At 63.8% G+C, this 12,027-nt stretch carries 9 protein-coding genes; 5 read left to right on the plus strand and 4 right to left on the minus strand.

All coding sequences use genetic code 11. From position 1 onward, the window contains the following. Positions 1–42: 42 nt before the first annotated feature. Together ABTV10_RS26080 and ABTV10_RS26085 are read right to left on the minus strand one after the other, a co-directional pair. Positions 43–1,779 carry a hypothetical protein gene (locus tag ABTV10_RS26080; protein WP_499035780.1) on the minus strand — a complete coding sequence of 579 codons (1,737 nt, stop codon included), beginning with the start codon at positions 1,777–1,779 and terminating at the stop codon, positions 43–45. 29 nt (positions 1,780–1,808) lie between these two features. Continuing rightward, positions 1,809–2,870 carry a hypothetical protein gene (locus ABTV10_RS26085; protein ID WP_499035781.1) on the minus strand — a complete coding sequence of 354 codons (1,062 nt, stop codon included), beginning with the start codon at positions 2,868–2,870 and terminating at the stop codon, positions 1,809–1,811. Positions 2,871–3,793: 923 nt separating this feature from the next. Here ABTV10_RS26085 and ABTV10_RS26090 point away from each other — a divergent pair. The 3 genes from ABTV10_RS26090 (at position 3,794) to ABTV10_RS26100 (ending at position 8,442) form a co-directional block, all read left to right on the plus strand. Beyond that, a complete protein-coding gene (locus ABTV10_RS26090) occupies positions 3,794–5,416 on the plus strand; it encodes an ATP-dependent nuclease (protein ID WP_499035782.1) in 1,623 nt (540 codons plus the stop codon). Beyond that, positions 5,413–7,119, plus strand: a complete 1,707-nt coding sequence (locus ABTV10_RS26095) for a UvrD-helicase domain-containing protein (protein ID WP_499035783.1) — start codon at positions 5,413–5,415, stop codon at positions 7,117–7,119. Before ABTV10_RS26090 ends, ABTV10_RS26095 begins: the two co-directional genes overlap by 4 nt. A gap of 153 nt (positions 7,120–7,272) precedes the next feature. Next, on the plus strand, positions 7,273–8,442 hold the full coding sequence (locus ABTV10_RS26100) for a restriction endonuclease (RefSeq protein WP_499035784.1): 1,170 nt from the start codon (positions 7,273–7,275) through the stop codon (positions 8,440–8,442). A 218-nt stretch (positions 8,443–8,660) separates the two neighbouring features. Here ABTV10_RS26100 and ABTV10_RS26105 read toward each other — a convergent pair whose 3' ends face one another. After that, a complete protein-coding gene (locus ABTV10_RS26105) occupies positions 8,661–9,239 on the minus strand; it encodes a hypothetical protein (RefSeq protein ID WP_499035785.1) in 579 nt (192 codons plus the stop codon). Between the two features lie 607 nt (positions 9,240–9,846). On the opposite strand from ABTV10_RS26105, the gene ABTV10_RS26110 reads away from it, so the two are divergent. Next, positions 9,847–10,101 (plus strand): SMI1/KNR4 family protein, encoded by a 255-nt coding sequence (locus ABTV10_RS26110; protein ID WP_499035786.1) that lies wholly within the window; start codon positions 9,847–9,849, stop codon positions 10,099–10,101. A 104-nt stretch (positions 10,102–10,205) separates the two neighbouring features. Here the strand turns inward: ABTV10_RS26110 and ABTV10_RS26115 are convergent, their stop codons facing one another. Then, on the minus strand, positions 10,206–11,354 hold the full coding sequence (locus tag ABTV10_RS26115; protein WP_499035787.1) for an RNA-guided endonuclease InsQ/TnpB family protein: 1,149 nt from the start codon (positions 11,352–11,354) through the stop codon (positions 10,206–10,208). A gap of 22 nt (positions 11,355–11,376) precedes the next feature. On the opposite strand from ABTV10_RS26115, the gene tnpA reads away from it, so the two are divergent. Continuing rightward, positions 11,377–11,793 carry an IS200/IS605 family transposase gene (gene tnpA / locus ABTV10_RS26120; protein WP_499035789.1) on the plus strand — a complete coding sequence of 139 codons (417 nt, stop codon included), beginning with the start codon at positions 11,377–11,379 and terminating at the stop codon, positions 11,791–11,793. Positions 11,794–12,027 lie beyond the last annotated feature (234 nt).

A 12,027-nucleotide genomic window follows, 5' to 3' on the forward strand; every position in this document is an offset into this window, starting at 1 on the left:
GCGGGCCGTGACGGTGTCGCGGCCCGCCGAGGTGTGTCGGGTTCAGGTTCTCGGTGGTGTGCGGGTGGGTTCGTGGCCGAGGTCCCGGGCGAGTTGTCGGCGCCGGATGTCGATGGATTCCTCCCGTGCGCGGCGGGCGTCGTGGGAGCGTTGGGACCTATCGTTGGTGGCGGCGACGGCGAGGGCCAGGATCAGATTGATGATCGGTTGACGCCTGGGTCCGGACTTGAGGTCGACCAGTCCGGTGACGTGCCTCGACTTGAGCTGGCTGAAGCGTTGTTCGGTCAGGGCTCGGGCAGCTTCGAAGTAGAGGGCATGTTCCCAGCTGCCAGGGACGAGACCCCATTGCGCCAATCGGAGCTGGTCGGATGTGAGGGTGACGGTGGTGCTGGCGTTGGTGCAGCACTTCTTCTCGTGGGCCTCCCAGGTGGGTTGGGCGAGGGGCACGCCCACCGGACCATCAGTGAGAGAGTCCGGCTTGAGTGGACACGCCACCGACCTCAATGCTGCGGGGCAGACGAGATCGATCTTGGTGGCCGTTGCGGCGGGTGCTCCCAGCCGGGGCCTGCCCCTGGTGGTCCGTGCCTGGTAGGGCCTCGAATTCAGACCCATGAGGAACGGCAATGCGCGTGCCAGGTGCTCGTCATGACCGCGGAAGTCTTTCGCGGCTAGGAGATCGCGCATCTTAGGGACCGGATGGGTGCCGGTCACTTCGAGAACCGCGGGACAGTAGAAGGCTCCGTTGATCTGAATGGGCCCTGACGGTCGGGAGCTGGCAGCGTCGGCGGCGACGGAGCGGGTGGTCCAGTGCTTCGCGAACCGGGCGACGGCCGCGTATTGGTACTCGAGCATCAACTCGGGAAAGCCGTGCTTGCCGTTGTAGCCCATGTCGATAGTCAGGTACGGCCAGCGTGCTCGGCCACCGGGGCGGTTGTCGAAGCCGTTTCGTCGGGCGTGGTCGAGTGCGGTTCGCAGGCCATCCACGCTGCCGGAGGTCGGTGGGTGAATATCGATGCCGACCACGACCGGTGGGACCGCGTGAATCGCGTCGGGATGTCCGATGCGGGTCACGGCGGTCAGTCCGATCCCGACTCCGGACTTGCTGATGCTCCGAACTGGACCGCTGTCGTTCACGGTGCCGGTGTCGCGGTCGCGCATGTAGAAGCTGCCGCAGTACGCCGCTCCCCTGACCTTGTCGGGTCGGGCTCCCAATCCGGAGCCCGGGCCGGCGAGGTCGAAGATGGATTCGTCGGCGACCAGGTCGCCGCGTGATTCCTCCGGGTTCGGGTCGTGGATCGAACCCGCGACAATTCGGTTGATGACAATTCGAAGCCGATCGGTGGCCTCGGCGGATGCGACCCGGTTCTCGCGGGTGCGTGCGGCGAGTTGGGCACGGTGATCGCGGTTGGTGACTCTGCGGGCCGGCAGGTCGGCGCCTGGGTCGAGGGGTTCGAGGCGGCGGGTCAGCCAGGCGTGGAATCGGCGGTACTCCGCGCGTGCGTCGGCGTGGATTGCGCTGAGATCCGCGCCGGCCATGCCGACTGCCGCCAGTTGTTGGTCGGTGAAGTCCCCGATGGTGGTCATCACCCGCGCGATCGATACCGGCTGCGCGAGCATGACCCGGATGAGAGCGGCGACCAGGAACGCGCGGATCGTGTATTTGATCCCGCCGGGTGGGCGGCCGCCGCGCTCCTTGTTCGCGAGGTAGAAGTCGTCGATCAATTCGGGCGCATGTGAACGGTCGATGATGGTGAGTGCGCTGTCGAAATCCCTGTCCAACAGAGTGAATCGTGGCGCATCGTGAATGATCACCGCTGCACCTCCCCCATCACCGCGACCGAATGGCGCAGCGAGTACGTCGGCAACTGGCCCCGCTGATCCGCAAATACCCGCGTGTCGACGACGTCGGCGAGTTGCACCAGCAACGCCGCCGGCACCCGCTCGGCCAGGTCGAGAACCCACCGGTTCCGCAGCGCGGTCACACTGACGCCGCCGTAGCCGAGGCGTCGCAGGTGCTCGCTGATCCGGTTCGGTGCGTTGCGCTCGGCCTCATCCCTCCCAGGGGCCAGTAGCAGGCCGTCACCGACGTGATTCGCGAGGTCGGCGATCCGCGACCCGATCACCGCGTCGAAGACCGGGACCTGACGCGTCCCACCGCCCAGGTTCGGCAGCGTCACCACCGTCAACTCGCGGCCGTCATGCCGGACCGTACTGATTGCGCTGCCCCGCAACATCTTCAGATCAGCCGATCGGGCTCCGGCGCCGTAGGACAGGTCGATCAGGACCTCGAGCCGCCGCGCCAACGACGCCGGCAGACCGGGAACCAGCGCGTAGAGCGCTTGCACGCGGTGCACGCTGGCGGCTTCCTGTCGCTTGAACCTTGGCGCCGGCAGTACCCGCGCAGCCGGGTACTCAGGCGGATGCATCACCCGACCTGCCGCGTACAACACGTTGCGGCACTCTCGCAGTGATCGTTCCGTCCGGCGGCGAGCCCGCGCAGCGAGATACCGATCCACATTGGCTCGCCGGAACGAGCTCTTCGCGTCCACCACACCCACCACCGAAGCCTCGGCCACCAGGAACCGCGCGATCAACGACGCAGCATTCCGGTCGGTGCTCGCACACGTGAACGGCAACAAACACCTTACTCGCGCAGCGTTTTCCACCGCTGCCTCACCGATACCCGAGTCAACGGACCGCACCCGAATCACCAACAAACGCTCATATCGCTCGCGGTCGCAATCCTTGGGTAGCGGCAACGCCGACACCACCGGTCGAGACATCACGGCAGTCGACGACGGTGGAACCTCACCGCCTTCATCGCGGTGTTTCGACGTCACAGCCGGGGCCGATGCCTTGAATCGGGCCATCACCGACCACCACCCGACACACCGGACGAAGCGTTGACACAGCCACGTGGGCACGCTGGAATAGACATAGTCTCTCCTCGAGAGATGAAGTAAACGATTTCGCGGCTTCTTGCCGCATCCGGGAGTCGAGTTGCAGCTCGGCTCCCGGACCCTACGGGGTCATCGGCACGCGGCCGATCATCTGCGAACTACTCCAGATCTACCGCCTCTCCACACGCATCGTTCATCGAACTCTGTTGTCTTCCAGGCAATCCCAATGAACTGTCGCGCGCGCCGCCACGATGGTCGCGGAGTGCCAAGGCGGCTTCGATCAGCTCGGCACCCGCTCCAGACAGCGACACCGCCCTACCGGTCGCGTACTCGTACAGCGCCCGGGCAGTGGCCGGCGGGAGTCTCAATTCGACTCGGACCCGATCCACTCTGCCGAGGCTCGGACGATCCATCGGTACCTCCCGGGGTAATGCCGGTACATCGCCGCAAACGTAGAACGACCGACACCCCGATCGACCAGCAATCCGACGCGTGTCGCCCCATTTCAACCGCCCCTCGCTGCCGCATCGCAAGGGGGACGTGCCGTCTGGCCGGTCAGGACCCATGAAAACGGCAACCAAGAATGGATCACACGAATGTGATCTGCGTTACTCAACCTCGCTTCTGTCAAGAAGCTCCACCCGAATCATGTCGCAGCGCAGCATTGATCATTGAGTGGACGCTCCCGCAGTTGGTGATGGTCGGCCGGTCCCAGCGCATCCTCACAATGACGACGGGGTAGGGGGCGGCGTTGGTCTATCGATTTCCAGCTCAGTAGAGCCGTGCAGGTTCTTAGTCTCGCTTGATCCGGCGAGTCCGATGGTTAAATGAGTTCAGTAGCAAGCACATCGGAGCAGGACCTTCGCTCCAGAGCATGAGGGGGCGAAGCGGGTATGCGTCTGTCCAAGGTGGCAATCACAAATCACAGCCGGATCCAGGATCTGAATTTTGAGGTTCGCAGGCACGCGGTCATCGTTGGCGCGAACGACGTGGGCAAGTCCTCGATCCTGCGCATGCTGAGCCTGCTCCTGGGGACGAGCACCGCCGGCCTCTACCAGGCGCTCAAACCCGGCGACCTACGCGATCAGGAGCAGCCTCTCGTGGTGAACGCTCTATGGTCGGGATTCACGGATGAGGATCGTCGAGTCTTCCCTTCGGAGATCAGCATCGCCGAAGACCAGGTCGGCGAGTACCTCTGGGTCCAGATGGTGATCGAGCTGGACCCCGAGGACGACGAGGCGGTGTCGATCCGCCGGTGGTTCCCGGAGAGCGGTCATGAACGAGCACCCAGCCGCGAGCAGCTGGAGGCGTTCGGCTGGCGCTATCTGAAGGCCACCCGCGGCGCGTCGATGATGGAGGGCGCGCACAGCCCGGTCCGGACACTCCTGGCGGCCGCCGATCTCGGTGCAAACGAGGACGGTTTGAAGGCCATCCTCGGCAAGTTCAACGAGGAACTCGCGGGTAACGAGTCGGTCGGGGATTTGCTCGGCCGCGTCGCGAGTCATCTCAGCCGTTCGATGCCGCGGAACGTCACTAAGGATGACTTCTCGGTCCGGAGCGTGACCGATCCGTCCAGCGACGTCCTCCAGGACGTGACGATCTTCCTCAACCGCGGCGACGGCCAGGTCGCGCTTTCGGAGCAGTCGGACGGGGTCCGCCAGCTCATGTCTATGACGCTCTTCGACCTGGCCGAGGGAACGGCGAACGTCCTCGCGATCGACGAGCCGGAGATCCATCTGCACCCGACCAGCCAGCGGACAGCAGCGGACCTCCTGAGCGGCGACGGGAATCAGAAGATCATCGTCACCCATTCGCCGTACATCCTCCACCGTTTCGAGCCCTCGGAGGTCATCGCGGTCGACCGCCACGGCAAGTGCCGCCAGATCGGAGATGCCAAGCTGTCGAAGGTCGAGAAGGTGCGCGCGCACTGGTGGTCACCGCGACTTCTGGAGGCCCTGACTGCGCGCTTCGTCGTCCTCGTCGAGGGCGACGCCGACCGGGTGATCGTCGAGGCTGTGGCCGATAGCCTCGGCATCGACCTCGACCGCCTCGGAGCTGTGGTCGTCGAGCTGGACGGAGCGGACAAATTCAAGCACGTCTTCCCGATCCTCGGACCAGACGGGTTCGGACCCACGCTGCTGGGGCTGGTAGATGAGAAGGAGAGTGCTTCCTGGATCGGCACGTTCGGAGGAAAGCCCCGCAACGTTGTTGACAAGAAGGTGTTCGTTTCCAAGGCTGACCTCGAGGACGAATACACCTGCGCCTTGGGTGGCCCAGCCGCGGCGAAGGCCCTCATCGACGGAGAGCTTTGCAAGGAAAAGGACCTACTACAGTCAGCGGGCGTCGAAGCGCTCGAGGGGATCAGCCCCGAAGCGGTGGCAAAGTTCTGCAGAGGAAATGGGAAAAAAGTCGACGCGGCGACGTGCATCGCTGAGGCCCTGACTCTGGACGTTGCAGAGAAGATCGGCAGCGTGTCGCGCCTCGTGCGCACGCTGGATGAGCTGAGTAAGCAGTGAGCGGGCTCTCGCTCAGCGAAGAGCAGAGCATTGCAGCGAGGTCCGCAAAGGCGCATCTCCTGATCATCGCGCCTCCGGGATGTGGCAAGACCGAGGTCCTGGCGCACCGCGTCGCCCATCAGATCAGTTTCCTCGAGCAGAACCAGCGCGTGCTCGCTTTGACTTTTACCAAGCGGGCTCGGTCTAACCTCGAGGAGCGTCTCCGCTCCGTGCTGGGCCACGCACGGGCGCGTCGGCAAATCGTCGTCCGCAACCTCCACGGCTTCGCGACGCAGGTGGTCCTCGCCCATGGCAGGACCATCGGCCTCGATATGGAAGAACTGGAGCTGCCGAAGACCAGCACCATGCGGCGGGCGATGGAGACTGCGGGTGGCGGGCCCGCCATGTACGACGCCGAGCAGATCCTGAGCGAGATCAAGCGGGGACCACTCTCGGACGCCGAGGTGTTGGCGGCTATCCAGCAGCGAGGTCCCGCGCAGGCGGTCGTGCTCGCGGAGAAGGTGGAGCGGTCGCGACAGGAGTCGAACCAGCTGCACTACGACGATCTCCTCCGGCACGCACAGCGCCTGCTCCGCATCCCCGCCGTCGCGCGGCTCTACCAGGCGCATTTCGGCGCGGTACTCGTCGACGAGTTCCAAGATCTCTCGATGCAACAGCTCGATCTCGCCCTGCTGAGCTGTACGTCCAGGCGGACGTTCGCCGGTGATCCGCTCCAGGGAATCTACTCGTGGGCAGGGGCCGCGCCTGACGAGGTCGAGGCGGAAATCAAAAAGACCTGCGGCGAGCCAATCAGGCTGCACGAGTCCTACCGCTCCTCGCCGAAGGTGCTAGAGACGGTCAACTCCGTAAGCGAGCTGGTCGATCCGGACTCTTGCCTGGTGTCCGCGCAGCCAGAGCGGTGGCCGGGCAGGGGCTGCTCCGCTGCCCTTGTGCTCCAGGACCGCGCGGACGAGGCGGAATTGCTGAGACGTCTGGCGGGATCGATCCTGGACCGGATGCCTGAAGCATCCATCGGGATCATCGCTCGTGCGGGGTGGCGCAGGGAAAGCATCGACGCGGCGTTCGTGGAGGAGAAGTCCTTCCCAGTCCGCCGATGGGACCTCGCGATCGACGACCCTGGGATCGTCGCCCTCATCCAGTCGACCGTCGCGACCCTGCCGCATGGAGCGAGCATCACGGACGCGCGGCTGGCGGTGCTCGATGCCGTCGATCCCGCCGACGTCGACGCCCGCGAACTGGTCGACAACGCGTTCGACACTCTGGAGCAGAGCGACGCAGTCACGGCGAAGGCGGCGGTGAGGTCGATCAGGGCGTCCGACCACAAGCAGACGATCGGCCCCGGCGTCCACCTGCTCAACGCGCACACCGGCAAAGGCCAGCAATTCGACTGGGTGTTCGTCATCGGCCTGGAGGAAGGGCACCTGCCGGGCAAGCGGAACAGCCAGGGTGACGCTCTGGCCGAGGAGCAGCGGGTCCTGCTGGTCATGCTCTCCAGGGCTCGTCACGGCCTGGTCGTCACGAGAACACGGATGGCGGACGGAATGTACGGGCCGTACCAGGCCACACAGAGCCGATGGTGGCCCGGGATCCAAGCACAGTGCTCCTTGGCAGAGGAGATCGAAGCACATCTGGAAGCGGATCTTCCGGCGGCGGCGCCGAGTCCGTCATCAGAATCGAACCCTCGGGAGTCCGATCAATCTTGAGTTGCTCCTCACCGCCCTGATGATCACACCGACGACGCTGGGTGGCCAACGGGTGGGCACAAGCACAGGGGTACCGTCGAGCAGCAATCACGGAGAAGTATGGCCGGTCACCCTTGCGCCTCCCATCAAGATGCAGTGTGACACCTTGTTGGTATGGAGCTGGACGATCTTCTCAACGCACTCGACCGAGCATCGGCGAACCTCGCCAAGCTTGATGCCGTGTGGTCTCGCGCCGCCAGCTTCATGCCACAGGGTCCCGCTGCAGGATCGGATCCCGAATACGATGATCTGGCGCGCGCATGGGTGGACCTCCTACCGGGGCTGCCGCCGATCGACGGGTGGACGATCACCGATGAGCTTCCCGACATCGACGCCATCGGAAGAGCCTTCATAGACTACTTCGAGATCGGCGAGCATCCGTTCGGTCTCTATGACGATATCGAGAAGCCGGGCAAGGACCTGGCCCAGTACCGTTACAGATTGAACCGCGCGCGTCGCCGAGCGGCTCGCGGACGATTGCAGCATCTTGCCGCGTTGGTGGACACGATGCTGCCCCACGTGTTGGCTTCAGTACCTCGGGACTCTACAAATCGGGTGGAGGGCGACGAGATCGACCGGCTTGTCGCCAGCTTTGCTGAGATTGACAGGCTGATCGGCGATACCACGCAGCGAAGGGGGCGGTGGTCGGACCTTCACCGTCATTTGCGCTTCAGCGAAGGCCACGACTGGCACGATATTCATGAATTTGACTGGCCAACAATCAAACCTGATATCGAAGCTGGATCGCTGTCCGATACTGACCCCATCCCGGTTCCGGAGTTCGATCTCGGTCAGGCGGCTGCGGGCCGACTCACCGGAGCGGCAAGCACGGCACTCCGTTGGGACCAGATCGGTGACGATACATTCGAGCGACTTCTCTACGATCTTCTCCGGGAGTTTCCCGAACACGAGAATGTCACGTGGCTTACGAAGACTCGCGCGCCGGATCGTGGCAGGGACCTTGCATTGGACCGAGTGTTGCGTGATGGCACCGGCGGCGTCAGGCATGAACGTGTGATCGTTCAGGCGAAGCACTGGCTCTCGAAATCTGTTGGGTTGGCAGAGATTGCCGCCAATGTTGCTGCAGCGAAACTCTGGCAGCCTCCCGTGGTTCGAGGCTTATTGATTGTCACGAGCGGGCGCTTCTCGTCAGATGCGGTTGCATGGGTCGAGCAGCACAACGAGTCGGCAGTCGTGCCGCATATCGACCTTTGGCCTGAGAGCAGGCTCGAGACATTGCTCGCTCAGAGGCCTCATCTCGTGGCAGCGCACGGTCTTCGGTGACCAAAAGCACTGGCGCGCTTTGGTTCTACGCCGAGTGTTTGGTACATGCATTTTCAGAGTCTTCTAACAAAAGGTCGAACTAGTCCTAACCAGCCCTTGTTGCTGACATGCGGGCCTGACACGCGCACACCGGGTCTTCGCGGAAGCGACACATTTTTCAGGCGTACAAGTTTCAACGCCCGCCTCTGACCGACGCAAGCCGACCCGACGAACCGAAGTCACCAACTGCCGAGTCGATCGCGGCCTGTCAGATACGCGATAAGTGCGCCCGCCATCCGAACCGTCAACAACGCGTCCTCGTGGTCCAACATCGGATCCGTGTAGCGGCCGTGTCGTGCCCCGGGTGTGTTACTTGCGTATCCGTACAGCGCCTTGATTGACGCTGACAGGCTTTTTTCCCACGGCAACGCACTGTTGAACAACTTGTCGATGTTGGAACCGAAGTCCTTCCTCTCTCCGAGTATTCGGGCTACAGCTTCGAGCGCACCGACCGCTTCGCTTACGGCTTTCTCGTAGTCGGCAGGCCGGCCACGGAGCATGTCCAGAGCCTTCTTGTACTGCGAGTTGGCAGCTTCAAACTTTCCAACGAGCACTTCGGCGGCATCGTCCTCTTCTCCAGCGATCTCAAGTTCCAAGCTCTCAGGATCGAAAACTTCGATTCGAAGTTCTTTCTTCTGGGGCACACCTACGTATGCGAAGCCACTGCGCTCGAAAGCTGCATTGATCTCCTCGACGCGATTAGCGCCGTTCTCCTCGAGGAGATCAAGTACTTCGTACCACTCAAGGTCGCTCAGCAACCGCTGAGTGGGTTCCCTAGCGAAGTCGTGGGACCAGATTCCCTCATCTGGCCGCTCCCTCAGGTAACGGCAGACCGTGCGGTACGCGCCCAGCCACCCCCGTCGCCAACTAGGACATCCTCGAGTGTCAGGCGTACATCCTCAGAAACTTGTTCGAGAAGTACCCGGGGAGGAAGTGGCCGCCGATGTCCGTGCCTGGTGCTGAACCTTGCCATGTCGACATTCTGACCAATGAGCCACTTTCCGACGCACCCGCCCTCGCTCGGCACCGTTCCGCGGAATCTGGCACGCCGTGTCGCGGGCCAGTCGAAGGTCTTCTGCAAAGCTGAGGCCGTCCCTGGCCGGTAGTCATCTGCACTCACACCCCGGCGATCAAACCAAAAAACGAGGCCACGCACTCTTTCGAGTTCGTGACCTCGTTCGTCGCAGTTCGTGGAACTGCTGCAATACGTCGAGGTGGGACGTGTCATTTGCCCAGGTCAAGGCGGGGATAGGGCATGCCTTGCCGTTTCGGTCGCTGTCGTTCGTTGTGCTCAGATAGCTTGTCCGGGTGAGTGTTTCCTCGAATTGGTCCCGGATCGTGCGGTGGTGCGAACGGCATACTCCCGTGACACCGACACGACTGCTGCCGCCGGCCGACACAGAGGTCATACGCGCTGCCGAACATGCGACCGGCCAACGGTGGCCTGAACACCTGCACGAGTGGTTCTCGCTGCACGGCGGCGGCCACCCCGATGCTCTAATTCTCCCGAGCAACGGGCTGATCTCCGCGCATCAGTCGGTCACGGTTCACAACGACATGACTCGCCTGTGGCAGGGCTGGGCCGACGAACTCGGCGGCACTGCGGCCCTGCCCTGCTAGCAGAGCCCGCAGTTGACGTCCTCCTCGGCCTGAAGGCCGGGGATTCCTACCAGCGCCGTCGGCGCTCTCGGTGGGTTCCTGTTTCACAGAGTCGTGCTCCCCACTCACGCGGGGAGGCTGACCGGCTCTCCGCAGGCGTTTCGTCTCTCCGCCCGTCCAGCGGCGAGAATGTTGATGGCGGCGTTGAGATCCCGGTCGTGGTCCGCCCCACACCGGCACGTCCAGGTGCGCACTTGCAGGGGCTTCGGTCCATCGCACCGGCCGCATGTCGAGCAGATCTGAGACGACGGGAACCAGCGGTCGACCTTCACGACCGTGCGCCCGTACCGGGTCGCTTTCTCCTCTATCAGGCGCAGGAACAAGCCCCAGCCGGCATCGTGCACCGACTTTGCGAGGCGGGTCCGGGCCAGCCCGGTCACGCACAAGTCCTCGACGTAGACCGCTTGGTTCTCGCGGATCACTGTCGTGGCCTGTTTGTGCGCGAAATCCAGCCGCGCATCCCGCACCCGGGCATGCACCCGGGCGACCTTCACCCGGGCCTTGGCCCGGTTCTTCGAGCCTTTCTCCTTTCGGGACAGATTCTGGTGCGCCTTCCGGAGCCGACGTTCGGCCTGCCGGAAGAACTTCGGAGACGTGATGGTCTTGCCGTTCGACAACACTGCGAACGTGGCCAGCCCAAGATCGATACCCACCTCGGCATCGACCTCGGGCAATGGCTCGGGGTTCACCTCAACGACAAAGCTGGCGAAGTACCGGCCTGCCGCGTCCTTGATGACCGTCACCGACGACGGCGGGACCGGCAGTTCCCGAGACCACCGGACCGGGACGTCCCCGATCTTCGGCAGCCGCAGTTTCCCGCCCGTCGTCACCGCGAAGCGGGCGTTACGGGTGAACCGGATCGTCTGCCGGTTGTCGCGGCGGGACCGGAACCTGGGCGTGCCGAGTCGCGGACCTTGGCGCTTCCCGGTGACCGACGCGAAGAAGTTGCGGTAGGCGGTGTTCGCGTCGGCGAGCGCCTGCTGCAACACCACCGATGACACCTCACCCAGCCACGCTCGCGCGGGCGTGGTCTTTGCTGCGGTGAGGGCTTTCGACAGTTCCGCATCCTTCGGGAACGGCAGACCGGCGCGTCGGGCTGTCTCCCGTGCCGCGACGGCATCGTTGAACACGACCCGAGCGCACCCGAATGCCCGCGCCAGTGCCACCTGCTGCCCCGGTGTGGGGTTGAGGCGGTACCGGTAACGGAGCTGCACCCCGCAAATCTATCATTGGTTTATGGCTGACTATGGCGACATACGAACAGGTAGACACTGCACTTTCGCCCTTCACGCCCATTTGGTTTTCGTCACAAGGTACCGGCATCGAGTGTTCACCGATCACCACCTGGCCCGGATGGAGGAGATCATGCAGGCCGTGTGCGCCGACTTCGAAGTCGAACTGGTCGAGTTCAACGGCGAAAGCAACCACGTCCACCTGCTCGTGAACTTCCCCCCGAAGGTCGCCCTGTCAAAGCTGGTGAACAGCCTCAAAGGCGTCTCATCGCGTAGGTTGCGGCAGGAATTCCCCGAACTGGTCCAGCACTACTGGCGCGCTCAACGCCTCTGGTCCGGTTCCTACTTCGCCGGATCGGTGGACGGCGCCCCCATCTCGGCGCTGCAGCAGTACATCGAGCAGCAGAACCGTCCCGACTAAAGCACGCCCGACCCCCCGCCGGCTTCCCGCGTGCGCCTTCACCTCCGCCGTAAACGACGGAGCACTAGCGCACATTCCGGTAGCGGCCTTTTCCGAGAGTGAAGGTCGTTGGCTGGCCGTGCGTTCGGGGAGGGCGGGCCTTGTGTGAGGGTGCGCTCAGCTTCCCTGTCCCCGCTCCGGACGCCCCGCATCCCGCTCTTCATCGGATAGCCGTTCCGCACCGTAGTCCCGCAT

The sequence above is a fragment of the Paraburkholderia sp. RHO2 genome (assembly GCF_050955445.1).
Classification (GTDB): Bacteria; Actinomycetota; Actinomycetes; order Mycobacteriales; family Mycobacteriaceae; genus Prescottella; species Prescottella agglutinans_A.

Bases quoted from the DNA above. Each gene is read 5' to 3' on its own strand.
- ABTV10_RS26085 (WP_499035781.1), bottom strand. From the start codon at position 2,870: ATGGCCCGATTCAAGGCATCGGCCCCGGCTGTGACGTCGAAACACCGC.
- ABTV10_RS26090 (WP_499035782.1), top strand. From the start codon at position 3,794: ATGCGTCTGTCCAAGGTGGCAATCACAAATCACAGCCGGATCCAGGAT.
- ABTV10_RS26100 (WP_499035784.1), top strand. From the start codon at position 7,273: ATGGAGCTGGACGATCTTCTCAACGCACTCGACCGAGCATCGGCGAAC.
- tnpA (WP_499035789.1), top strand. From the start codon at position 11,377: ATGGCTGACTATGGCGACATACGAACAGGTAGACACTGCACTTTCGCC.